Source organism: Streptomyces sp. NPDC107521 (genome assembly GCF_055598485.1).
Map to the genome: position 1 here is coordinate 18,116 of NZ_JBVKAT010000013.1, position 23,846 is coordinate 41,961.

The 23,846-nt window shown below is 73.3% G+C and carries 19 protein-coding genes; 15 read left to right on the forward strand and 4 right to left on the reverse strand.

Annotated elements, in window-relative coordinates:
- The first annotated feature begins 43 nt into the window (after window positions 1-43).
- Genes asnB through ACZ7LB_RS19955 form a run of 3 tightly spaced genes read left to right on the forward strand, consistent with a single transcriptional unit; the run spans window position 44 to window position 4,429 of the window.
- Complete coding sequence (gene asnB, locus ACZ7LB_RS19945; RefSeq protein ID WP_471469821.1) at window positions 44-1,885, forward strand: asparagine synthase (glutamine-hydrolyzing); 1,842 nt, start codon at window positions 44-46, stop codon at window positions 1,883-1,885.
- 13 nt (window positions 1,886-1,898) lie between these two features.
- Window positions 1,899-2,672, forward strand: a complete 774-nt coding sequence (gene ubiG, locus ACZ7LB_RS19950; RefSeq protein ID WP_471469823.1) for a bifunctional 2-polyprenyl-6-hydroxyphenol methylase/3-demethylubiquinol 3-O-methyltransferase UbiG — start codon at window positions 1,899-1,901, stop codon at window positions 2,670-2,672.
- A complete protein-coding gene (locus ACZ7LB_RS19955) occupies window positions 2,669-4,429 on the forward strand; it encodes an FAD-dependent monooxygenase (protein ID WP_471469825.1) in 1,761 nt (586 codons plus the stop codon). The genes ubiG and ACZ7LB_RS19955 overlap by 4 nt, the downstream gene beginning before the upstream one ends.
- 281 nt (window positions 4,430-4,710) lie before the next feature.
- On the opposite strand, the gene ACZ7LB_RS19960 is transcribed toward ACZ7LB_RS19955, so the two are convergent.
- Entirely contained in the window at window positions 4,711-5,433 is a 723-nt protein-coding gene (locus ACZ7LB_RS19960) for an AfsR/SARP family transcriptional regulator (RefSeq protein ID WP_471469827.1), read from the reverse strand.
- Between the two features lie 1,127 nt (window positions 5,434-6,560).
- Here ACZ7LB_RS19960 and ACZ7LB_RS19965 point away from each other — a divergent pair.
- Window positions 6,561-7,970: a sulfatase family protein gene (locus tag ACZ7LB_RS19965; protein ID WP_471469828.1), complete on the forward strand. Its 1,410-nt coding sequence runs from the start codon at window positions 6,561-6,563 to the stop codon at window positions 7,968-7,970.
- A 215-nt stretch (window positions 7,971-8,185) separates the two neighbouring features.
- On the opposite strand, the gene ACZ7LB_RS19970 is transcribed toward ACZ7LB_RS19965, so the two are convergent.
- Window positions 8,186-9,052 carry an alpha/beta fold hydrolase gene (locus ACZ7LB_RS19970; RefSeq protein WP_471469830.1) on the reverse strand — a complete coding sequence of 289 codons (867 nt, stop codon included), beginning with the start codon at window positions 9,050-9,052 and terminating at the stop codon, window positions 8,186-8,188.
- A 31-nt stretch (window positions 9,053-9,083) separates the two neighbouring features.
- Window positions 9,084-9,365, reverse strand: coding sequence for a hypothetical protein (locus tag ACZ7LB_RS19975; RefSeq protein ID WP_471469831.1), 282 nt, complete (start codon window positions 9,363-9,365; stop codon window positions 9,084-9,086).
- A 278-nt stretch (window positions 9,366-9,643) separates the two neighbouring features.
- Here ACZ7LB_RS19975 and ACZ7LB_RS19980 point away from each other — a divergent pair, with 278 nt between their 5' ends.
- The gene (locus ACZ7LB_RS19980; protein ID WP_471469833.1) at window positions 9,644-10,582 is read left to right on the forward strand and encodes a LysR substrate-binding domain-containing protein; all 939 of its coding nucleotides are present in this window, start codon (window positions 9,644-9,646) and stop codon (window positions 10,580-10,582) included.
- Window positions 10,583-10,701: 119 nt separating this feature from the next.
- On the opposite strand, the gene ACZ7LB_RS19985 is transcribed toward ACZ7LB_RS19980, so the two are convergent.
- On the reverse strand, window positions 10,702-10,989 hold the full coding sequence (locus ACZ7LB_RS19985) for a hypothetical protein (protein ID WP_471469835.1): 288 nt from the start codon (window positions 10,987-10,989) through the stop codon (window positions 10,702-10,704).
- Window positions 10,990-12,374: 1,385 nt separating this feature from the next.
- On the opposite strand from ACZ7LB_RS19985, the gene ACZ7LB_RS19990 reads away from it, so the two are divergent.
- The 10 genes from ACZ7LB_RS19990 to ACZ7LB_RS20035 all read left to right on the forward strand — a co-directional run bounded on the left by ACZ7LB_RS19990 (window position 12,375) and on the right by ACZ7LB_RS20035 (window position 23,820).
- Entirely contained in the window at window positions 12,375-12,953 is a 579-nt protein-coding gene (locus ACZ7LB_RS19990; protein ID WP_471469836.1) for an Rv1733c family protein, read from the forward strand.
- A 677-nt stretch (window positions 12,954-13,630) separates the two neighbouring features.
- Window positions 13,631-14,977, forward strand: coding sequence for a hypothetical protein (locus ACZ7LB_RS19995; protein ID WP_471469838.1), 1,347 nt, complete (start codon window positions 13,631-13,633; stop codon window positions 14,975-14,977).
- Window positions 14,978-15,211: 234 nt separating this feature from the next.
- Window positions 15,212-16,534, forward strand: a complete 1,323-nt coding sequence (locus tag ACZ7LB_RS20000) for an ATP-grasp domain-containing protein (RefSeq protein ID WP_471469840.1) — start codon at window positions 15,212-15,214, stop codon at window positions 16,532-16,534.
- Complete coding sequence (locus ACZ7LB_RS20005) at window positions 16,531-17,250, forward strand: tryptophan 2,3-dioxygenase family protein (protein WP_471469842.1); 720 nt, start codon at window positions 16,531-16,533, stop codon at window positions 17,248-17,250. Before ACZ7LB_RS20000 ends, ACZ7LB_RS20005 begins: the two co-directional genes overlap by 4 nt.
- The gene (locus ACZ7LB_RS20010) at window positions 17,247-18,464 is read left to right on the forward strand and encodes an aminotransferase class V-fold PLP-dependent enzyme (protein ID WP_471469844.1); all 1,218 of its coding nucleotides are present in this window, start codon (window positions 17,247-17,249) and stop codon (window positions 18,462-18,464) included. Before ACZ7LB_RS20005 ends, ACZ7LB_RS20010 begins: the two co-directional genes overlap by 4 nt.
- A gap of 44 nt (window positions 18,465-18,508) precedes the next feature.
- On the forward strand, window positions 18,509-19,750 hold the full coding sequence (locus tag ACZ7LB_RS20015; protein WP_471469845.1) for a tryptophan 2,3-dioxygenase: 1,242 nt from the start codon (window positions 18,509-18,511) through the stop codon (window positions 19,748-19,750).
- On the forward strand, window positions 19,747-21,411 hold the full coding sequence (locus tag ACZ7LB_RS20020) for an FAD-dependent monooxygenase (protein ID WP_471469847.1): 1,665 nt from the start codon (window positions 19,747-19,749) through the stop codon (window positions 21,409-21,411). Before ACZ7LB_RS20015 ends, ACZ7LB_RS20020 begins: the two co-directional genes overlap by 4 nt.
- Window positions 21,408-22,352: a branched-chain-amino-acid transaminase gene (gene ilvE, locus ACZ7LB_RS20025; protein ID WP_471469849.1), complete on the forward strand. Its 945-nt coding sequence runs from the start codon at window positions 21,408-21,410 to the stop codon at window positions 22,350-22,352. Before ACZ7LB_RS20020 ends, ilvE begins: the two co-directional genes overlap by 4 nt.
- Window positions 22,349-23,128 (forward strand): cyclase family protein, encoded by a 780-nt coding sequence (locus tag ACZ7LB_RS20030; RefSeq protein ID WP_471469851.1) that lies wholly within the window; start codon window positions 22,349-22,351, stop codon window positions 23,126-23,128. Before ilvE ends, ACZ7LB_RS20030 begins: the two co-directional genes overlap by 4 nt.
- Window positions 23,125-23,820, forward strand: coding sequence for a methyltransferase (locus ACZ7LB_RS20035; protein WP_471469853.1), 696 nt, complete (start codon window positions 23,125-23,127; stop codon window positions 23,818-23,820). Before ACZ7LB_RS20030 ends, ACZ7LB_RS20035 begins: the two co-directional genes overlap by 4 nt.
- The last annotated feature ends 26 nt before the right edge of the window (window positions 23,821-23,846 follow it).

Genomic DNA, 23,846 nt, shown 5'->3' on the forward strand with positions numbered 1-23,846 from the left:
GGCCCCCTGCTCCCCTCTCCCGACCGACCGAAGGAACACGCGAATGTGCGGGATCGCCGGCTGGATCGACTTCCAGCTCGACCTCGAACGTGAACTGCCCGCCCTGCGGGCCATGACCGAGACCATGGTCTGCCGCGGCCCGGACTCCGGCGGCACCTGGGTGTCGCGCGGCGCCGCCCTGGGGCACCGCCGGCTCGCGGTGATCGACCTGGAGACCGGCCTGCAGCCGATGGTGGTCGAGACGCCGGACGGCCCGGTCGCGCTGACGTACAGCGGCGAGGCCTACAACTTCACCGAGCTGCGCGACGAACTGCGCCGCCGCAACCACGAGTTCCGGACCACCAGCGACACCGAGGTGGTCCTGCGCGGCTACCTGGAGTGGGGCCTGGAGATCGCGGACCGGCTCAACGGCATGTACGCGATGGGCGTGTGGGACGGCCGGGTGGACCGGCTGGTGCTGCTGCGCGACCGGCTCGGCATCAAGCCGCTCTACTACCACCCCACCGAGAACGGCGTGATCTTCGGCTCCGAGGCCAAGACGCTGCTCGCACACCCGGCGGTCCCGCCGGTGGTCGACACCGACGGCTTCCGCGAGCTGTTCGGCTTCGTCAAGGAACCCGGCCGCTCCGTCTGGGCGGGCATGCACGAGGTCAAACCGGGCACCATGGTGACCTTCGACCGCTCCGGACTGCGCGAGCACGTGTACTGGCGGCTGGAGGTCGACGAGCACCACGACGACACCGAGACCACCGTGCGGCGCGTCCGTGAGCTGCTGGAGGACAGCGTCGCCCGGCAGCTGGTCGCGGACGTCCCGCAGTGCGTGCTGCTCTCCGGCGGTCTCGACTCCAGCGCCCTCACGGCGCTGGCCGGCCGGCAGATGGCCGACCGGGGCGAGCGGACCCGCACCTTCACCGTCGACTTCGAACAGCCCGCGGCCTTCCGCCCGGACGACTGGCGCGGTTCGCAGGACGCGCCGTTCGCCCGCGCCGTCGTCGAGCACGTCGGCACCGAGCACCACGACATCGTGCTCGACCACCAGGAGCTGGCCAACCCCGAGGTGCGCCGGGCCACAGTGACCGCGCGGGACCTCCCGTTCGGCTTCGGCGAGGCGGACAACTCGCTGTACCTGCTGTTCAAGGCGGTCCGGCAGCACTCGACGGTCGCGCTGTCGGGCGAGTCCTCCGACGAGGTCTTCGGCGGCTACCCGTGGTTCCACCTCCCGGCCGTCCAGGAGGTCGAGATGTTCCCCTGGGTGACCGCCGCCGGGCTCATCCCCAAGTCCCACCCCACCAAGCTGATCGACCCGGAGCTGCTGCTGCGCACCCTGGACGTGCCCGGGTACTGGGCGCAGCGCTACGCCGACACCGTCGCCGGGCTCCCGGTCCTGCCGGGCGAGTCCCCGCACGAGCAGCGGATGCGCCGGTTCTGCTACGTGCACCTGACCAGCCTGCTGGGCCAGCTCCTGGACCGCAAGGACCGGATGAGCATGGCCGTCGGTCTGGAGGTGCGGGTGCCCATCTGCGACCACCGGCTGGTGCAGTACGTGTTCAACACGCCGTGGGCGATGAAGACCTTCGACGGCCGGGAGAAGAGCCTGCTGCGCGCCGCCGTCGCCGACGTGCTGCCGCGTTCGGTGCTGGAGCGGCGGAAGGCGCTCTACCCGAACACCCAGGAGCTGCGCTACGTTGCCGAACTGCAGCGACAGGTCGGTGAGTTGCTCTCCGGCGGCCACCAGGCGGTCGAGTTCTTCGACCGCGCGGCACTCACCGGCGCCGCTCGCGGCGCGGCCGGGGCCGTCAGCCGGGACGAGCGGGAGGCCTTCGAGCGCGTCCTCGACCTGGCCGTCTGGCTCGACCTCTACCGCCCGACCATCAAGCTCTCCTGAGGGGTACCCGACCGTGGCTGTCGACAACGACGTATACAACAACCTTTCCTGGTGGAACGACGACCAGCCGTTCGCCACCCTGGAGGCGTTCACCCCGGCGCGGTTCGCGTACTTCCGCAAGGTGCTGACCACCCGCCTGGGGATGGAGCTCAAGGGCCTGAAGGTGCTGGACATCGGCTGCGGCGGCGGTCTGCTGGCCGAGCTGTTCGCCGGCGCGGGCTGCGACGTGACCGGGATGGACCCGTCCGGGCCCTCACTGGCGGCCGCGGCCGCGCACGCGAAGGAGTCCGGCCTGGAGATCGGCTACCAGCAGGGCGTCGCCGAGGAACTGCCCTTCGACGACGCCGGCTTCGACCTGGTGTACTGCTGCGACACGCTGGAGCACGTCACCTCGGTGGAGAAGGCCGTCTCCGAGGCGGTCCGGGTGCTGAAGCCCGGCTCCTACTACCTCTACGACACCATCAACCGGACCTTCCGCTCCAAGCTCGCCATGATCAAGATGGCGCAGGACTGGAAGTCCGTCAGCTTCGCGCCCAAGGACCTGCACGACTGGAAGGCCTTCATCAAGCCCCAGGAACTGCACGCGGTGTTCCGCCGGCACGGGCTGGAGAACCAGGACCTGATCGGCTTCGCCTCGAACCGGCCGCAGCTGGACCTCCTGCGCGACATGCGGCTGCGCGCCAAGGGCGGGATCACCTACGGCGAGCTGGGCCGCCGCTTCCAGCTCACCGAGCACAAGGACACCTCGGTGGTCTACGCCGGGTACGCAAGGAAGGCTTCCTCGTGAACGACCGCGCCACCCCCGACGTCCGCGTCCCCGTCCTGATCGTCGGAGCCGGCCCCGCCGGCCTGACCGCCTCGCTGGCGCTCTCCCGCTACGGCGTGCGTCACCTCGCGGTCGGCAAGTACCCGGGCACCGCGCACACCCCGCGCGCCCACCTGCTCAACCAGCGCACCGGCGAGATCCTCCGCGACCTCGGTGCCGAGCGGGCCGTGCTCGCCCGGGCCACGCCCCGCGAACTGCTCGCCGACTTCGTCTTCATGACGACGTTCGCCGGTCCCGAGGTCAGCCGTCTCGGCGCCTACGGCAACGGCCCGGACCGGGTCGGCGACTACCAGGCCGCCAGCCCCAGCGTCATGTGCAACCTTCCGCAACATCTGATGGAGCCGCTGCTCGTGGACCAGGTCCGCGAGGCCGGTGTCGGCGAACTGCGCTTCGGGCACGAGTTCCTGAGCCTGGAGCAGGACGAGGACGGCGTCACCGCGGTGATCGCCGACCGGCGGTCCGGGCTGCGGTACACCGTGCGCGCCGACTACGTGATCGGCGCGGACGGCGCCCGCAGCCGGGTCATGGAGCAGCTCGGGCTCACCGTCGAGGGTGCCACCGGCCTGGCCAAGGTCGCCTCCATCTGGTTCGAGGCCGATCTCTCCCGCTACAGCGCCCACCGCCCCGGCATCCTGTACATCGGCGCCGTCCCCGGCAACCCGCCCGAGGACGGCCGGGTGTTCGTCAACGTCCGCCCGTGGAACGAGTGGATGTATCTGCGGTTCCACAAGGACGGCGACTCCTTCGACCCGGAGGACCACGCCGAGATCATCGCCCACCTGCGGGAGAGCATCGGCGACCCGGTCGTGCCCGTCACGGTCAAGCGGGTCTCCCCCTGGGAGGTCAACGCCACGGTCGCCCCGCGCTACGGTGCGGGCCGGGTGTTCTGCGTGGGCGACGCCGTCCACCAGATGCCGCCCACCAACGGTCTCGGCCTCAACACGGCCATCGCCGACTCCTTCAACCTCTGCTGGAAGCTCGGGCTGGTCCTGGACGGCACCGCCGCCCCGAGCCTGCTCGACACCTACCAGGAGGAGCGGCAGCCGGTCGGCGGCCAGGTCGTCGACCGCGCGGTGCGCAGCATGCTCGACTTCCTCGGCATCCCCGCCGCGCTCGGCTACACCGCCGGGCAGAGCGCCGCCGAGCAGTGGGAGCTGCTGCGCTCCCTCGGCGACGTCGGCGAGGAGGCCGATGCCCGGCGTGCCGCGCTGGCCGCCGCCACCGACCGCATCAACTACCAGGCCAACGCGCACGGTGTGGAGATCGGCTACCGCTACCGCGGCGGCGCCCGGGTCGACGACGGCACCCCCGAGCCGGCACCCGAGCGCGACCCCGAGCTGTACTACCGGCCCACCACCTGGCCAGGCGCCCGGGTGCCGCACGCCTGGCTGGAGGACGGCGGCCACCGCCGCTCCACCCTGGACGTCACCGGTCGCGGCCGCTTCGTCCTGCTCACCGGCCGGGGCGGCGCCCCCTGGCACGACGCCGCGCGCGAGGCCGCCCGCCTCACCGGCGTCGAGGTCACCGTGCGGGTGATCGGCGCGACCGAGGGTCTGCGCGACCCGTACGGGCAGTGGGAGCGGCTGCGCGAGGTCGAGGCCGACGGCTGCGTGCTGGTCCGCCCCGACGGGCACGTCGCCTGGCGGGCCCGGACGGCGGAGGCGGCCGGGGAGCTGCCGAAGGTGCTGGCGGACGTGGTGCACTCCGCGCGGGCCTGAGCAGGGCCGGCGGCCGGTGCCGTGGGCGTGGTCCGGGGGCCGGCGTCCGGCCGGGGCCGTTCGTGTCCCTCCGGTGCCGGCCGCGCGGCCCCCGGTGGCGCGGAAGCGGCCGGACGGCCCCGGAACGGTCCCGCCCGTCGGGGCAGAGCGGGGGGCGGGACACCGATGGCGCGGGTGGCCGGGCGGTGCCGCCGCCCGGCCCGCCCCGGTCGGCGGGGCCGGGAGTCACCGGCGCCGCCGGCCGGCCACGACCCCGCCCCCGTACCGGGCGGGCCCGTTCCTCAGCACCGGCCGACGACCGGGTCCCCGCGCAGGATCGTGCCGAACAACTGCTGCAGCTCCGCGCCGGGGTCGACGCCGTACTCCTCGGCCAGCGCCCGGCGGGTGCGGTGGTAGGCCTCGATCGCCTCGGCCCGCCGGCCGGTCCGGTAGAGGGCCTTCATCAGGAGCCAGCTGAACCGCTCGCGGGTCGGGAACCGCATCGTCAGCGTCGGCAGTTCGGCCGCGATCACCGAGAAGTCGCGCTCCTCGGCCAGTTCGGCCTCCCACAGGGTCTCCAGGGCCAGCAGCCGTAACTCCTCGAACCGCGACGCCGTCTGCGCACCGAGCGCGTAGTCGCTCACCTCGGGGAACGCGGGTCCGCGCCACAGGGCCAGCGCGCCGGCCAGCGTCAGGCCCGCCTGCCGGTAGGCCCCCGACTTCAGCTGCCGACGCCCCTCGTACAACTGCCGCTCGAAGCAGACCGCGTCGATGCCCTCCGGGTCCACCACGAGCACGTACCCGGCCGGTTCGCGGCGCAGCATGGTGTCCCGGCTGCGCGGCTGACGGCCGGGCTCCAGGATCCGCCGGAGGTTGGAGACGTAGCTGTGCAGGTTCGCCATCACGTCGTTGGGCGGGTTCCGGGGCCAGACGGCCTCTTTGAGCTGTGCCGGTGCGACCGGCTGTCCGGGCGTCAGCAGAAGGGCCGTCAGGACCGCGCGCTGCCGGGCCGAGCCCGGATTCACCGGGATTCCGTCGGACCGAACTCCCAGCGGACCCAGCACGTCGAATCGAATCGCGTGAGCCTCCGCCACAAGTCACCCCCCAGTAACGAAGAAACGTGGTCGACCGTGCACCGGAATCGCTCCCGGTGCCGACAACACCCCGGGAAGTCGAACTGGCTCTCGCACGGCAGGTGACAGCGTACTGGCAAAACATTGCGGGAGAAGGGCTGGATACCAGGGGCTCGTGCTGGTATGGCGGACGAACGGACGGCCGCGCCGCGGTGGCCCAACAGCCCTCTGACGTCGTTGATGTGACGCGATATCACCCCTCTGGGGCGATGAACTGTTTGAACTCTGCACGACCTTTCGTTCGGGTGTCCGATCCCGTCGGCCCAACGCCGGTTCGGTAAGCGGGAATCCGGCCAACTCGCTTCCCGCGCGCCGGACGGAACGGGCGTCGGCGGGGGACATTTTTCGGTCGAGTCCCGATCCGGGCGGCGGGATTTCCCATGGAAATCTTTCGCGATTCATGGTTTGAACTCCGTGAGCTCGGTATTTGGGACTTCTCCAAGATCGATTCGAGCAGGTCAGGCGCGGAACGAGGACGACCGGGCCGGGACGGTGACGCCGGACGCGGACCGGCTCGGCCCGGACGGGTGGCGCCGCCTGCTCGGGGCGGGTACGGCCCGCCCGGCGGGTCGCGCCTCCTCACGGCGACGTCCCGGCGGCCCGCCCTCCCACGGAGAGCCGCTCCCGGCGGACGCCCGCACCGTCCCCCGGTCGCCGGCGGCGGCGGGCGCGACCGGTGCTCGCGTTCCTCGCGGGGCGGACGGCTTCCGGAGCGCCGGGGCCCGGGGCCCGGGGCGGAGGACTGAGCGGCGGCCCGCCTTTCGACGGGAGCCGGGCGGGGCGGTGCCAAGCGGGGGTGGTGCCCGGCGGGGCGTGCCGCGCGGCCCCTCCGTCACGGCGTCGGCTCGGCGGTGTGTCGGGCCGTTTCGGGTTCGTGAACGGGATCGCGATCTTCTTGACCGGCTCACCGGGCGGCTGGGAGCGTCCCTGGGCATGGGGCCGTCGCCGCCCGGCGGCGGCCCGCCCGGCTCACCGGGTCCTCCGCCCTCCCCGTCGTCCCCCACCCCCGAGGATCACTCATGCCCGGAATATCCCGTCGTGCCTTCGGTGGTCTGGTCGGTGGCGGGGCGGTGGCGAGCGCCGCCGGTGTCACCGCGCCGGCCTCCGCCGCCCCCTCCCCCACCGTCGAGCGTCCGTTCCGCTCCCGCCCCGGCTCCCCACGGCCCCGCTCCCGGCCCAACTTCCTGTTCATCCTCGGTGACGACCTCGGCTGGGCCGATCTGTCCTCGTACGGCGCGCCGCACATCAGAACCCCGCACCTGGACCGGCTCGCCGCCCGGGGTGTGCGGTTCACCGACGCCTACTCCGGGTCCGCGACCTGCTCCCCGACCCGGTTCAGCCTGTACACCGGGCGCTTCCCGGGGCGCACCCCCGGCGGACTGGCCGAGCCCATCGGCAACCGCGCCCAGGGGCTGGACCCGGACCACCCCACGCTGGCCTCACTGCTGAAGAGGGCGGGCTACGACACCGCGCTGATCGGCAAGTGGCACTGCGGCTGGCTGCCCCGCTACAGCCCCACCCGCTCGGGCTGGGACGAGTTCTTCGGCAACTTCGGGGGCGCCCTGGAGTACTTCTCGAAGCTGGGCCAGCTCGGGGAGTACGACCTCTACGAGGGCGACGCCACCCACCAGGACCTGCGGTACTACACCACGGTGCTCACGGAGCGGGCCGTCGAGTACGTCGGCCGGCGCCACGACCGGCCGTGGCTGCTGAACCTCAACTTCACCACTCCGCACTGGCCCTGGCTCACCGAGGAGGACGGGGAGACGGGCGCGGAGATCGCCGGGCGGATCCGTTCCGGCGAGGTGCTGGGCGCCCTCCAGCACCGCGACGGCGGCTCCGTGGACAAGTACCGGGAGATGGTGGAGAACCTGGACGCCTCGGTGGGCGAGGTCCTCGCCGCGCTGCGGCGCTCGGGCCAGGAGGAGAACACGGTCGTCGTCTTCGCCAGTGACAACGGCGGTGAGCGGTTCTCCTACCAGTGGCCGCTGAGCGGCGGCAAGTCGGAGCTGCTGGAGGGCGGCATCCGGGTGCCGACGGTGCTGCGCTGGCCGGCCCGGGTGGACCCCCGCCAGGTCAGCCGGGTGCCGGTGTACTCGCCCGACTGGACGGCGACGCTGCTGGAGCTGGGCGGCGCCCGGCCGGACCCCGGCCACCCGCTGGACGGCCACAGCCTCGCCGGGTACCTGCTGCGCGGGGAGCGGGTGCCCGAGCGCGACCTGTTCTGGCGGGTGCGGCGCAACCGGGCACTGCGGCGGGGCGGCTGGAAGTACTACCGCGACGCGTCCGGCCGCGACCACCTCTACGACCTGGCGTCCGACGTCCGCGAGCAGGCGGACCGCGCCGCGGACCGACCGGAACTGCTGGCGGAGCTGAGGTCCGCCTGGGAACGGGTCGACGCCCAACTGCTGCCGTATCCGGCGGGCTGAGCGCTCCGGTCGGCACCACTGCGGACGGCTGCCGCGCCGCGCGGCACCGCCGGGGCCGGATGCCGGTCCGCCCGGTGCCGTTCGCCGACCGTGCGCACGGGAGGCGGGGCGACGGCCGGGCAGGGGTGTGTCCGGCCCCGTCATCGGGGCCGGACACTCGACCGGTGGGCGCGCTCGCGCTCCGCCGGGAACCGTGGAGCGCCGCCCGCGCCCGGTCAGGCGGTGGGTGCGGTGCGCTCCTCGATCATTAGCAGGGCCTGCTTCAGGTAGGGCGCGAAGCGCGGGTAGTTCTCGCTCATCGGGAAGTGGCCGATGTCCTTCATCTCGATGAACTCCGCGCCGCGGATCCGGTCGGCGGTGCGCCGTCCGTCCTCGGGGGTGGTGAGGTAGTCGTAGTCGCCGGTCAGCATGATGACCGGACACCGTTCGCCGTCGATCTCGCCGAGCCGGTCCCGCAGGTCGTGGTCGACGGAGTAGAAGTACAGGTCGCCCTTGAACGCCTCCGAGCCCTGGCTGTAGTAGAACCAGGTGGCCCAGCGGTCCGCGTCGGGCGACTGCGGCGCCATGAGGTCCCACACGCCGCTGGCGCACACCTGGGCGGCGTTGGCGTGCGGGTGCTGCCACCAGTCCAGGTAGAAGCCGGGCGAGTGGTCGGCCGCCTCGACCGGGATGACCCCCTTGAAGAGGTCCGGATGGCGCAGCGCGAGCTGCAGTGCCACGTTGCCCCCGAACGACGAGCCCATGAAGATCGGGTCCTCGAGTTCCAGGGCCTCGCAGAAGGCCGTGATGAAGGCGACGTAGTGGTCGGCGGTGAGCTGGTACTCGGACTTCCACCACTCCTGGTTCAGGGGCGGATCGCTCTTGCCGTGCCGGGCGAGGTCATAGGCGATCACACGGTAGTTCTGCGTGATCTCCTCGTCCTCCAGGAGGTCGCGCCACTGGTGGTTGTGGGCGCCGGCGGTGTGCTGGCACACCAGGGGCTGCCCCTGGCCGTTCTCCAGATAGAAGACCTTGTACTGGACACCTTCCACGTCGATCGTGACGTAGCGGCCGGTCACCGGGGAAATGCGGGAAGAAGTCATCGGATTCCTTTCGGTGCGAATCGAATCGGGGTCAGCCCAGCGGTCCGGTGACGCGCAGGAGTTCCAGCTGCCGGGTCAGGCAGCGCAGGTTCTGCATGAGGACCAGAAGGTCCCCTTCCAGGCGCATGCCGCTGCGGAAGGTCGCCGACCAGATGCCGTGGTGCATGGGCGGCGGGACAGGCCGGCAGAAGCCCTGCCAGGTCCCGGCGTCGGCGCGGATCGCGAAGTCGTAGCCCGCCAGCGGCTCGGGGTCGACGATCAGTTCCTCGACCCGTCCCCGGTGCATGCGCACCAGGAAGGAATGGGATTCCATGTCGAGCAGGAAACTGCACGAATAGAATGCGCCGTGGGCCTGCAGTTCAGCATCGCTGTCACTGAGCCGGCGGAAGTGATCCACCGGCTGCTCCGTTGCGGTTGCCATGTCGCTCTCCTCGTAAATGCGGAGTTTTTGTGGCGAAGTTTCCGCAAACATTAATGCCGTGCATGAGCGGAAGACCAATACTTGTTCCGCCGCGATCCATAACCAGGAGCTATCGATCGGGAGGTCCGCCGCACAGTGGTGGGGCGCGCGAACGGAGGTAGCATCTCCGGATGGATCTGGACGTGCGTGTGCTCAGATACTTCGTCGCCGTGGCCGAGGAACTGCATTTCGGTCGCGCGGCCGGGCGGCTCCACATCTCCCAGCCCGCGCTCAGCGTTCAGATCCGCAAGCTGGAGCGCATGCTGGGTGTGGATCTGTTCGAGCGCACCAGCCGCCGCGTCGAGCTGACCGAGGCGGGCACGGCGATACTCGACGAGGCGCGCGTCACGCTGGCCGCGGCCGACCGGACCCTGGCGGTGGCGCGCAGCGCCGCCCACGGCAAGCGCCGCCTCACCGTGGGATTCGTGGCCAACGCCGCCGCCGAGCTCACTCCGGTCATCCTCCAGGAGTTCGGGCGCCGCCATCCGGGCGTCGACGTCCGGATGCGGCAGTACGCGTTCGCCGACCCGCTCGCGGGACTGGGCAACGGGGAGGTGGACGTGGCGTTCGTCCGGCCTCCGGTCCCGTCGGGTCCGGCCATCGGGAGCGCCACGATCCTGAGTGAGGAACGGGTGCTGATCCTCTCCGAGCGCCATGCGCTCGCCCAGCAACCGTGGGTCACCATGGGCATGCTGCTGGACGAGCCGTTCGTGGCGCGCAGGGCTCCGAACGACTGGCGGGACTTCTGGCTGGGCGTCGAACATCGCGACGGCCACGAGGTCCGGATCGGCGCCGAGGTCTCCACCGTCGACGAGTGCCTGGAGGCGGTCCTCACCGGCCGGGGCGTCGCCTTCACCCAGGCGTCGTCGCAGCGGTTCTACGCCCGCCCCGGGCTCGCCTTCGTTCCGGTGGCCAGCCTGTCCGGGAGCACCGTGGTCGTCGCCTGGCGGCGGGACTCGGCCGGCACGCTCGTGGACGACTTCGTCTCGGCCGCCCGCGTCGTGGGGGACAGCGGCTGCGGAATGCTGGTCCCGGACCGTCCGGCCCTCGCACGGCCTCCGGACGAGTGACTGGTCCCCGCGGTGGACGCACGGAGCGGAGTACCGCAACCGGGTGGTCCCGGCCGCGGAGCCTCATGCCGGGTACCGGGCCCCGGCGGTGAGGAGGTCGTCGTGGACGATCGAGGCGTTCACCAGCGGATCGCCGACGACGGTGCGGCGAAGCCCCGCCCGACGGGCGCGCCGTCGACGCCCGCGCGCAGCAGGGGCAGCACCGGGCCCCTGCGTCCGGCACCGCCCGGCCGGCCGGTGACCGGGCCTCCGTCCTTGCCCGCCCATCCGTAGTGGTGGCGGACGGCGTCGAGGAGCGGCGGAGGCAGGCGCTCCACCACCCTCCGGACGGCCGGATCGATGATCCTCCCTCCCTCGTCGAAGATCTCCTCGGCCGCACGGCGACCGGCGCGCGGGGCAGCGGGCATGCCGGTGGTCCTCGGCTTTCGGGGTGCGGGGTCCGCGCCCGGGGTTTCGTCATCGGCCAACGAGCCGACGGCACCGGACGACACGGTGCGCACCGATGCCGTCGAGCACGTGGCCCGTTGGTGCCGACCGCACTCCGGGAGCCCGCCGGCCGACGACGTCTCGGTGCCGTGCGCTCCGGATCCGACGGCAGAGGGCACCGCCCCCTCCGTCTTCCTGGTGGCCGGCGGATCCGGGACTCCGGCGGCATGCGGCCGGTACGTCGCCGAGCGGGGCGACGGCGAAGGCCCACCGCCGAGGTCGGCCGGCCCCCGGTTTCCACCCGTCCGGTTCCCTGCGGTCGTGGCCCGGCCCCCGGCACGAGTGGTCGTCACCGACACAGGACCAGGGCTCTGTCACGGTCCCGGTGACACCGCGCGGCCGCGGGCCGGGGACCGGGTGAGCACGCGGACGCTTCCGAGGCGGTCCGAGAGCCAGCCGCCCACCGGCCGCGTCGCCACCGCGAGGAGCACGAGGCCGCCATGCGGTTCGCGGCGTCCGCCCTGGGCCGGTGCGTAGCCGATGTGCGGAGGGCCACGGCCCGGACCGGCCGAGCCGCGCGGAGGGCGCCCCGGTGCCGTTCCCGCCGGGGGAACGGCCGCGTCCGGCCCCGGACTACGGGCCGGACGCGGCGACCGAACCGCCCGCCACGCCTCGTACGCTCCGCCGCCCGGGCGGCCGGGACGGGGACGTGGCCGCCGACGCGGGCGCGGAGTGCCGTCGTACGGGGCGTACCGATGGGCGGCATCGGTTCGGTCACCACCCAGCATGGGCGCTTCCCCGGCTCCGCCTCACCGGCCGACCGGGCCCCGCCCGCAGGGCCGTTGGTCCCCTTCCCGGCGCCCCCGGTGGGGCCACTGGTCCGGCGGTGCCGGGTCCTCCGGCCCCGGGTGCGCCGCAGCGCGGTCACCTGGCGTTCCGGGCCGGGGCGGCACGGAGTCGTCAACTCACCTTCGGAACAGGGGTGTTCACCATATGACGCGGCCCCATTCGTCCCGCCGGCCCATACGGCTCCGACATCCCGGTGCGCCCGGTGGGGCCGGTGCGCCCGGTGCGGCCTCGCGAGCGGCGGCGGCCCGCGCCCCGTCGTGCGGCCGGGCGCACGACGGGGACCGCTCAGCTCCGCCGGGCCCCGATCCCGCCTCGGGCTCCCGCCCCCAGCTCCCCCGCAACCCACGCCGGGCTGCCGCCGGTTCCGGGCGCCGGGCGCAGGCGCCGCGCGGGAGGGCCGGGAGGGTGCGCCCCGGGGCCGGTCGGCCCTGCCGGGAGGGACCCGACGGGCCCTCACCCGGTCCCGCCCGGTGCCGCACGCTGACCGCACGGGGTCGGTTCGTACCGGAGGGAACACATGGTGAGGGACGGCCGTACGGTGTGGTTCCGGCGCCTGCGGCGCGGCCCGCTGCGGCGGCGGGTCGACATCGTGGACGCCTGGGCCGCCCTGATGGCGGTGCTGCTGCTCCTCCTCGCGCCGGTGGCCGGTGTGCTGACCGCGTCCGCGGTCGAGCGCGCCGCCCTCGCCCCGGCCGACGGGCTGCGCCGCACCACCGCCCGCCTCACCGAGGACGCGACCGGGTCACCCGCCGGGCTGCCCGCCGCGGCGGCGCCCCCGGTGTGGGTGCCCGCCCGGTGGACGGCGCCCGACGGCGGGCCGCGCGTCGGCACGGTCCCCGTGGTCCCCGGCAGCGCCGCCGGAACACCGGTCGCCGTCTGGACCGACGGCTCCGGGGTCCTGCGCCCCGGCCCGCCCGGTCCGGCCGCGGCCCGCTCGGAGGGGATCGTGCTGGGCGCGGCGACGGGGACGGCCGTGTTCCTGCTGGCCCTGTGCGGCCGGCGGGTGGTGCGCGCCGGGCTGGACCGGACCCGCCACGCCCAGTGGGAGCGGAGCTGGGCCGCCTTCGACGCCCAGCGGGGCCACCGGACCGTCTGAGGGCCTTCGGGGAACACATCCGGAAGCGGCGCGTCCGGCTCCTGCCGACCGGGACTTCTCGGACACCTCACCCACCGCCCGCGTCCCAATGCCCGATGGCCGAATGACACTCCCGGACAATCGCTCCCCGGCCGCGCCGCGTTCGTGGCCGAGCACCGCCTCGCGCGCCCCGGCCGGGCCCGCCGGACGCCACCGCTCCCCTCTCCGGGCGGCCGTCGCCCCGGGGGCGCCCCATGCATCGCCCGTCGGTCACCGCAGGGCCCCACCCGCAGTTCCGCCCCGTCCGCGACCGCCCCGGACGCGCACAGGACACACCACGGGACGCCTCCGTCCACGCCGGCGCCGCAGCGCCTCGCGCCCGCGAATCCCGCACCGGGCCGCTTTTGTCCAGACCCATAAGCAGCCATCCTCGGAATACCCCCGCCCCCTTCTCCATCTCATCAGAATTACCGCGATGACCTGCGTCGACAAAGATTTTTCCGGTCTTGCTCACGATTTGAGCTCTGGCATATGCACGGTTGACGTTTGGCTGACTGTGGCTATAGCTTCCGGACGAATTCAGGGGGGTACCGCCGAATGGGTGCCCCCGGCCGAACCGGCGGTCTGCACAGGAACGTCTCCACCGCCCGGGAGAAAACCCCGGGCGGCGGGCTTGTAGCGTGTTCAGGGGGAACCTCTTGATCAACTCGGTCACCAAGCTCTATGTCGAAAGGTGCGCCCGAACCGGAACGCCGCTACGGCACGCGGCACGGAACCTGGAACTCCCGGACGTCTACGCCCGGTCGTTCGGCCAGGTCCTGCTGGACCGCCCCCTCTTCGCCGGCCGGGTGGAGACCGAGGCATTCGCGGACGACCTCCGCACCCTCTTCCACGTCCTGACGTCGCTGCCCGGGCGTCTCCACGGAGGCGATCTGCGCGCCTATTGCGCGTCCATCGGAATGGACGACCGCCTCGCCGCGCTGATGTGCCGCGGCTCGGAGGCATCCCGCCCCGCCCTGAACGCCCGCGCCGACGCCTACCACGACGGGGACCGGTTCCACCTGCTGGAGCTGAACGTCGGCAGTGAGCTGGGCGGCATCGACACCGCCCAGCAGAACCGGGCGTGGCTGCGGGTGCCCGAGTTCGCGGCCTTCGCCGAGGAGCACGGCCTGCGCCACGTCGACACCGTGCCCCGGGTCGCCGCCGCCCTGCGCCGCGCCGCCGAGCCCGTCACGGGTGGTAGCGAACCGGTCGTCGCGCTGATCGAGAGCACCGGCGGAATCGCGGCCCACGAGCACGTGTTCGCCGCGATCCGCGAGGCAATGGTCGCCCAGGGCATCCGCCTCCTGCTGGGCGAGATCCACGAACTCGGCGAGCGCAACGGCAAGATCACGCTGCGCGGCACACCCCTCGACGTCGTGCTCCGCTACTTCGTCGCCGGCGAACTGCTCGACGACCCCACCGGCCAGGCCGTCCTCGACACCCTCGTCCGGGCCGACCGCGAGCACCGCACCGCGCTCTTCCTGCCCCTGGACTGCGGCGCCTACGCCAGCAAGGGAAGCCTCGCCCTGCTGCACGACCCCTCGGTGCGCACCGCGCTGACCGGGGCGGAGCTGGCCGCCGTCGACCGTGTCGTCCCGTGGACCAGGCTCCTCGGGGAGGACCGGCTGACCGACCGGGACCGCTCCGCCCTCGTCGAGCGCTGCCGCGCCGAGCGCGAGGAACTCGTCGTCAAGCCGGGCGTGGGATACGGCGGTGTCGGCACCGTCATCGGCCATGAGACGGACGACGCGGGCTGGAGCCGGGCCCTGGCCGACGCGGCCGCCCAGGACGGCGTCGTCCAGCGGCGGGTCCGCCCGGCGGGCGAACCGGTGCTGGACGCGGCCACCGGACGCGTCGAGGACTGGTCCGCCAACTGGGGGGTCTTCGTCGACGACGACGGGTACGCCGGAGCCTTCGTGCGCGCGCTGCGCCCCACCCAGGGTGCCGTCATCTCCTTCTCCAACCCGGGGACGCGCAGCACCTGCGTCTTCACGGCCGGCTGACCGGCCGGAACCGCGCCCCCGCGCAGCCCCTCCCCGCACCTCCTCCCCACCGCTCTCCCCCGATTCCCTCCCCACCGCCGCTTCTCCCCCTCCGCTCCCCACCCCGATCCCCCTCTCCCCCCATCCGTTCCGCGCGCCGTCGCACCAAGGGCGCGCCACGCCCTCATCCGTCACGCGCCAAGCTGCCATGCCGTCGTCCCGCGCCCGGGACGGGCAGCCGTGAAGGGATCACCGATGTCCGGACACGCCCCACGGGGGCAGGACCGCCCCCACACCGTCGTCATCAACCGGTGGCAGGAGCACTACGCCCACTACGCCGCCTACCTCGACCACTCCGCCCACCGGGTCAGCTATGTCTCCACCGAGGTGGGGCTCGGGTCGGTGCCCGCGGCCGCCGCCGGCACCGAGGTCGTGCGGGCCACGGACGACCTGCCCGCCGTCCGGGCCGCCGTCGACCGGCTGGCCGCCCGCCACGGGGAGCCGCGGGCGGTCGTCGCCCTCAAGGAGGACGACCTGCTCGTCGGCGCCCGGCTCCGCGAGGAGCGCGGGCTGCCGGGTCCCCGGCCGGACGACCTGCTCCGGTTCCGCGACAAGTACCTGATGTGCCGGGCGGTCGAGGCCGCCGGGCTGCCGGTGCCCGCCTTCGCCGCGGCCGAGCGGCCCGCGGACGTGCTCGCCTTCGCCCGCGGCGCGGGCTGGCCCGTCGTCCTCAAGCCCCGCGTCGGCAGTTCCAGCGCGGGCGTCCGCGTCCTCACCGGGCCCGACGGCCTGGCGCCGGACGAGGAGTTCGGCGAGCCGATGCTCGCGCAGCGCTTCGATCCCCGTCCCATCCACCACGTGGACGGCGTCTTCGACGGCCGGCGCGTCGCCCGGCTGCGGGTCTCCCGCTACCTCAACACCTGCCTCGGCTTCCGCGAGGGGACCTTCCTGGGCTCCGTGGAAGTGGACGACCCGGCCGTGACCTCGGCCGTGGAGCGGGCGGCCAGCGCCTATCTGGCCGCTCTCACCGACACCGTGACCCCCTTCCACCTGGAACTCTTCATCAACACCGGCCCCGGGGGCACCGAGTGCTCCTTCCTGGAGGTCGGCGCCCGGGTGGGCGGCGCGGAGATCCCGTTCATCTGGCGCGACCTGCACGGCTACGACCTGATGCGGGCCGCCTTCGAGATCCAGCTCGGCCGCGCCCCGTCCCCGGCCGGGGGACGGCCGACCGGTGAGGTCGGAGGCTGGCTGCTGGTGCCCGCCCCGGCCACCCGCCCCTGTCTGATCACCGGCGTCACCTCGATGCTGGGCCTCGACCCGGGGCCGTACGCCGAGGTCATGCTGAGCCCCGGCGGCATCCTGCCGGAGGCCGACGCCTACTACGAGCACGTCGGCGGGCGCTTCCGCTTCCGGGGGCGCAGCAGCGCCGAGGTGACCGAGGTCCTGACCCGCACCGCCAGGGGCTTCCGGGTCAGCGCCGAACCCATCCTGCGGACCCCGCCCGGTCGTCCGGCACCGGACGACCGGGTCCCGGCCCGCTCCGCACCGGCCGCACCCGTGGAGGCGACCCGATGAAGGACTACTCCGAACAGATCCTCGACGGCGAGGGCGACAACGACTACACCCGCTACATGCGCACGGACGCCCTGCTGTCCCTGCAGCGGACCCCCGGGGAGTGGATCCACCGGGACGAGATGCTCTTCCAGGTCGTCCACCAGACGACCGAGCTGTGGCTGAAGCTGGCCTGCGCCGAGGTGGACGAGGCGACGGCACGCATCGAGGCCGGTGAACTGGACCCCGCCGCACGGTTCCTGGAGCGCGCCTCGCTGGGCGCGCGGCTGGTCACCCAGCAGTTGGAGATGCTGCGCCGGCTCTCCCCGTGGGACTTCCAGACCATCCGCACCATCCTCGGCCACGGCTCCGGCGCCGACTCCCCCGGCTGGCGGGGGGTGCGCGGCAGCAGCCGTCTGGTCGGTGCCGCCTTCGGCAAGCTCGTCGCCGACCGGGGCGTCGATCTGGCCGAGGTCTACCGCACCGGCGAGGACACGCCGGAGTACCGCCTGGCCGAGGCGATGATCGACTGGGACGACCGCATCTCGCTCTGGCGCGTGCAGCACTTCAAGGTCATCACCCGGATCATCGGCCACGAGTCCGTCGGCACCCAGGGCACCCCCGTCGACATCCTCGCCAAGCTGATATCCCACAAGTTCTTCCCCGAACTGTGGGAACTGCGGACCGAGTTGACGGCGACCGGCCCGATGGGCGACCAGCCGGTGCGGGAGGGTCTGTGAGCGGCCCCGCTCCCTCCGCCCCCCTCCCCTCCGTCCCGGCCGCCGACGCGCGGGCCGCCGACGCCCCGGCCGCCGACGCGCGGGCCGAGGCGCCGCGCCCGCCGTCCCTGAGCAGCGCCGGGTTCCGGGCGGCGTTCCCGATGCTGGAGCGCACCACCCATCTCGCCTGCTGCGGGCTGGCCCCCCGCTCCACCGCGATGGACGACGCCCTGTCCGAGATGCTGGAGGCGATGTCCGAACACGGCGCCCCCTGGCACCTGTTCGAGGAGCGCACAGAGCTGGCCCGGCGGCGGTTCGCCGCCCTGGTGGGCGCCGCGCCCGAGCAGATCGCCGTGGTGCCGAACGCGTCGGTCGGCGCCTACCAGACCGCGTCCACCATGGACTGGAGCGCCCGGCCCCGCCTGGTCACCACCCCGCTGGAGTTCCCCTCGCTGGCCCATGTGTGGCTGGCGCAGCGCCCTCGGGGCGCCGAGGTGGTCCACGCCGAGGGTGCCGAGGGGTACGCCGACGCGGTCGACGGGCGGACCCGCCTGGTGTCGGTGCCGATGACGGGGTTCCAGGACGCGCTGCGGATGCCGGTTGCCGAGCTCGCGGAACTGGCCCACGCGCACGGCGCCGAGCTGTTCGTCGACGCCTACCAGGCGGCGGGCGTCGAGCCCGTCGACGTGGACCGCCTGGGCTGCGACTACCTGGTGGCCGGCACCTCCAAGTACCTGCTGGGCCTGCCGGGGCTGGCGTTCCTCTACGCGCGTCGTCCCGAACAGGCCGACCGGGAGCCGTCGTTGACCGGCTGGTTCGGCCGCCGGAACCCGTTCGCGTTCGATCCGCGCACGCTGGACTTCTCCCCGACCGCCCGCCGCTACGAGACCGGGACACCGCCGGTGCCCGCCTGCTACGCGGCCGCCGCCGGGCTCGGCCTGCTCGCCGGGACCGATCCGGCCGCCGTGCGCTCCCATGTCTCGGCGCTCACCGCGCACGCCGCCGAGGCCCTCACCGCCCAGGGCGAACGGGTCCGGGAGGTGCCCGCCGGGCGGCGCGGCGCCCACGTCGGACTGCTCGACGAGCGGCCCGCCGAGCTGGCCGAGGCGCTGGGGCGGCGCGGCGTCGCCGTGAGCGCCCGGGGCGACGTCGTCCGCGTCGCCTTCCACTACTACAACGACCCCGACGACATCGCCTCGCTCTGCGAGGCACTGCGCGAGCACAGGTCCCGCTGAGCAGCACCGCACCGAGCACACTCCTACGACCAGTGGCAGGAATGATGTTCACAGCCGAACTCGCGTCCTGGGCCGGAGAACCCGACCCCGGACGATTCCCCTACGACGCCGTCCTGCGCGAGTACCAGCGCGTCGGCAAGCACTTCGTCTCCCCCGCGCTCCTCGGGGAGCTGGCCCGGGTGCGCGACACCCTGCCCGATGTGCACGGGCCCTGGCCCGAGGTGCGCGCGCTCGCGGCGTTCCTCGACACCGCGCTCGACAAGCACGACGGACGCTACGACTACCCCACCTATCTGGCGCTGTCCGTCCTCGAACTGCCGGGCCGCGACGACCCGGTGGCGACCGCGCCGTTCGCCCGCTCCCGGTGCGACCGGCTCACCGCCCAGCTCATCGCGGACGCCCTCGACTTCGAGCTGGCCGCGCTCGACGGGGTGAGCGTGCGGCTGCCGGAGGCGCGCCCGGACGGCGACCTGGTCCTCAAGCGCTGCAAGCACGGGTTACGGACCGTCATGCCGGCCCTGGAGCGGATGGCCCTGGACCGCGGCGTGACCGCCGGGGGTCACATCGACCGGGCCCGCCAGGTGCGGAGCCTGGTGCGCACCGACATGTCCCTCGCCGAGCGGCGAGCGGTCGGGCTCAGCATGCTTCCGGTGTACGTCTCGCACGACGAGTACATGTTCCTGCGGGTCCTGCAGTGCTTCGAGACCGTCTTCGTCCTGCTCTCCACCCATCTGCGGGCCGCCATCCACGCCCTGGGCGAGCGGCGGGCCGAGGAGGCCGTGCACTTCGTCCGCGGCGCCGAGCGGGCCGTGCGCGAGTCGGCGCCGCTGTTCTCCATGCTCGCCACGATGCAGGTCGACTCCTTCCGGACGTTCCGCGAGTTCACCGAGGGCGCCAGCGCGATCCAGTCCCGGGGGTACAAGCTGGTCGAGGCACTGTGCCGGACTCCTGACCGGGAGCGGGCCGAGTCGCCCGCCTTCCACTCGGTGCCGGAGATCCACGCCCGGCTGGAGGGGCACCCCAACCTCGACGACGCGTACCGCGAGGCCCGCGACTCGGGCGGCCTCGACGCCGACGCGGCGGACGCCGTGGCGGCGGCGATGACGGCCTTCGCCCAGGCGCTGGGGCGCTGGCGCAGCACGCACTACCGGCTCGCCGTGCGGATGCTCGGCGACGCGACCGGCACCGGATACACCGAGGGCACCCCGTATCTCGCGGCGGTGCGCGACATTCCCGTGTTCCATCACACCGCCCCCGCGGGCACCCGGACGGTGAAGAGCCGATGACGACCGTGGACGCTCCCGTGGGCATCGTCGGCGCGGGCCCCGTCGGCCTGGTCGCCGCCCTGCGACTGGCCGGGCTCGGCGTGGCCAGCGTGGTCCTGGACGCAAAGCCCTCCCTGGTCAAGCAGGGGTCCAAGGCATGCCTCATCCAGGGCGACGTCCTGGAGATCCTCGACAAGGAGGGGTGCGCCGACCCGATCGACGACGAGGGGGTGACCTGGCGGGTCGCGCGGACCTACGTCGCCAACGAGCAGATCCGCGCGGTCACCCACCCGAAGCCGCTGGGCTACGGCCCGTTCGTCAACATCTCGCAGTTCCGCATCGAGCAGGTGCTGGCCGAGCGCGCCGCCGCGGAGCCCCTGATCGACCTGCGCTGGAACCACCGGGTCGAGGAGGTCGCCCAGGACGGCGAGGGGGTGACCGTCACCGTCGCCTCAGGCGAGGAGCGGCGGAGCCTGCGGGTGCGCCATCTGGTCGCCTGCGACGGGGTGCGCAGCACGCTGCGCGAGCTGCTGGGCGTGGAGTGGACCGGGTACACGCACAAGGACCGGTTCCTCATCACCGACATCAAGGCGGAGCTGCCGCTCGCCAAGGAGCGGCACTTCCACTACAACCCGTCGTTCAACCCGGGCCGCCAGCTGGTGATGCACCCGCAGCCGGACGACATCTGGCGCATCGACTGGCAGTTGCCGCCGGACGCGGACATCGACGCCGAGCGGGCCGACGGGCGGTTCGACGCCCGGGTGCGCGCGGTGATCGGCGACGTCCCGTACACCGTCGACTGGGTGAGCACCTACCGCTTCCACCAGCGGGTGGTGGCGCGGCTGCGGGTGGGCCGGGTGCTGTTCGCGGGGGACGCGGCGCACGCCCTGCCGCCGTACGGGTCGCGGGGGATGAACAGCGGCATCCAGGACGCCGACAACCTGGCCTGGAAGCTCGCCCAGATCGAACGCGGGCTGGCGGGCGAGGAGTTGCTGGAGAGCTACCACGAGGAGCGCTACGCGGCGGCCCGGGAGAACCTGCGGGTCACCGAGGCCACCATCCGCTTCATGGTGCCCCCGCACCCCCTGCGCCGCTGGGCCCGCGCGGCGCTGCTGCGGCTGTCGAAGGCGCTGCCGTTCGCCGAACGGCGGGTCAACAGCGGCCACATGGCCGAGCCGTACGTCTACCGGGAGTCGCCGCTGGTCCCGGGGGCGGCGGGGCATCCGCTGCTGGGCCGCTTCGCCCCGGACGCGGCGCTCACCGGCGACGGTGCCCCCGGGCGGCTGCGGCGCCTGTTCGGACGCGGGTTCACCGCCCTGCTCGTGGCCGCCGACGGGGCGTCGGCCGCCCGGCTGGCCGAGCGGGCCCGCTCCCGGCCCTGGGCGGTGCCGGCCGAGCTGGTCGCGGTGCTCCCGGCCGGCGCGTCCGCCGACGGGCTGCCCGAGGACGTGACGGTGGTGCGCACCGGTCCCGACGGGCTGCCCGCCGGATACACCGACGGCGCCCCGGTGTGGTGGCTGGTCCGGCCGGACGGCCACCTCGCCGCCCGCTCCACCCGCGGCGAGGACTTCGCCGCGGCGCTCGCGACCGCCGCGGGCGCGTCCGCCGGCGGACCCCCCGCCGGCCGTACGTCCGGGAACGACGGGGCGACGGTCCCCGCGCTGAGAGGAACCCAGGCATGACCGCACAACCACCTCCGTTCGCCTGGCTGAACGGGTCCGTCGTCCCCTGGGACCAGTGCGTCCTGCACGCCCGCAGCCAGGGGGCGTTCTGGGGGGCCAACGTCTTCGAGGGGCTGCGCGCCTACCGCGACCCGGACGGGCGGCGGCAGGTCTTCCGCGTCCAGGACCACCTGGACCGGCTGCGGCGGTCGATGAAGAGCCTGCACCTGGAGATCGGGTACTCCGACGCGGAACTGGTCCGTGCCTGCATGGACCTGCTGATCGCCAACGACTTCGACGCCGACACCCATGTGTGCGTGGTCGCCTACTTCGGGCTGGGAGCCACCTTCGACCCGATGGCGCACACCACGGAGACCGGTGTGCACATCACCTCCACGCCGGTCCCGCGCGGCGCGGCCCACCGGGAGGGGGTCGCCGCCTCGGTCTCCTCGTGGCGCCGCATCAGCGACGACACCATGCCGCCGCGGATCAAGACCGGTGCCAACTACCACAACAGCCGGCTCGCCCAGCACGAGGCGCTGCGCAACGGCTACGACACCACGCTGCTGCTCAACCAGCGCGGCACGGTGGCCGAGGCGCCCGGTTCCTGTGTGGTGATCGTCCGGGACGGCGAGCTGATCACCCCGCCCGGGACCAGCGGCGTGCTGGAGGGGATCACCGTGGACACGGTGGCCCGCCTCGCGGACGAGCAGCTGGGGCTGCGGCTGCGCCACCGGGAGGTCGACCGCACCGAGCTGTACGTGGCCGACGAGATCTTCCTGTGCGGCACCATGTCGGAGCTGCTGCCGGTCACCAGTGTCGACCGGCTGACCATCGGCGACGGCACTCCCGGTCCGCTGACCCGTCTTCTGCAGGACCACTACGACGACGCCGTCCGCGGCCTGGGCAAGCACCCCGAGTGGTGCGTCCCGGTCACGGATCCGGCCGGAGGTGCCGCGTGAGCGTGCTGGACGCACTGGTGAGGGCGGTGCGGGCGGGAGACGTCCGCGTCGTCGACCTGACCTCCCCGCTCAGCGAGGAGACCCCGATCATCGACCTGCCCCCGGACCGGGGCCAGCCCTGGCCCTTCAGCCGGGAGGTGATCAGCCACTACGACGCGGCCGGTCCCACCGTCTACTGGAACAACATCCGCCTCTCCGAACACACCGGCACCCACTTCGACGCCCCGGTGCACTGGCTGTCCGGCAAGGAGGGCCACGACGTGTCGCAGGTGCCCGCCGACCGCCTCGTCGGACCGGCCGTGGTGGTGGACCTCTCCCGGGAGGCGGCCGAGGACCCGGAGTTCCTGATGCGCCGCGAGCACGTGGAGGCGTGGCAGGAGGAGCACGGGCCGCTGCCCGAGGGCGGCTGGCTGCTCTACCGCACCGGCTGGGCGGAGCGGCAGGACGATCCGGCGGCCTTCCACAACGGCCGCCGCACCCCCGGTGTCAGCCCGGACTGCGCGCGCTGGCTGGCGGAGGAGACCCCGCTGAACGGCATCGGCGTGGAGACGGTCGGCACCGACGCGGGTCTCGCGGGCGAGTTCGAGGACCGCCCCTTCCCCTGCCACTGGTACTTCCACGGGGCGGGCAAGTACGGCCTGACCCAGTTGCGGAACCTGGCCCGGCTGCCGCCCACCGGGGCGGTCCTGATGGCCGCTCCGCTGCCCATCGTGGGCGGTTCCGGCAGCCCGAGCCGGGTCCTCGCCCTCGTCGAGAACACCCCCGAAGGAGGATGACCGTGGAGGACGCCACCGGCTTCGAGCGCGGGGTCGACCTGCTGCACCGGCACGCCCAGGACGCGGCGCGCCCGGAGGAGTTCACCCTCCTGGACCGCCAATGGGAGCTGCTGGACGGGGTGTTCAGCCCCACCTACACCCCCGTCACCGGACTGTTCACGAGCTGGCTCCCGCTCCCCCGGGGTGGTTCGTTCCTGGAGGTCGGTTCGGGCGCGGGGGTCACGGCCGTGGTCGCGGCGCAGGAGGGCTGCGACCGGGTGGTGGCGCTCGACCTGAGCGAGGCGGCGGTGGAGAACACCCGGCGCAACGCCCGGCGGCACGGTGTCGAGGACCGGGTGCGGGTGCTGCGCAGCGACCTGTTCTCGGCGCTGGGCCCCGAGGAGCGCTTCGACCTGATCTACTGGAACTCCAACTTCGCGGAACCGCCCGAGGGTTTCGTCAACGAGACCGATCTGCACCACGCCTTCTTCGATCCCGGCTACGACGCCCACCGGCGCTTCCTCGCCGAGGCCCCGGGCCGGCTCAACCCGGGCGGGCGGGTGCTGCTGGGCTTCTCCAGCATCGGCAACATCGATCTGCTGCACCGGCTGGCCGCCGAGTCCGGCCGGGAGCTGGCGCTGATCCACCGTCAGGCGCGGGACCTGGGAACGCTGGTGATCGAATTCCAGATGTGGGAGCTCACCGGGGAGTGAGCCAGGACACAATCGACGGACCGGCC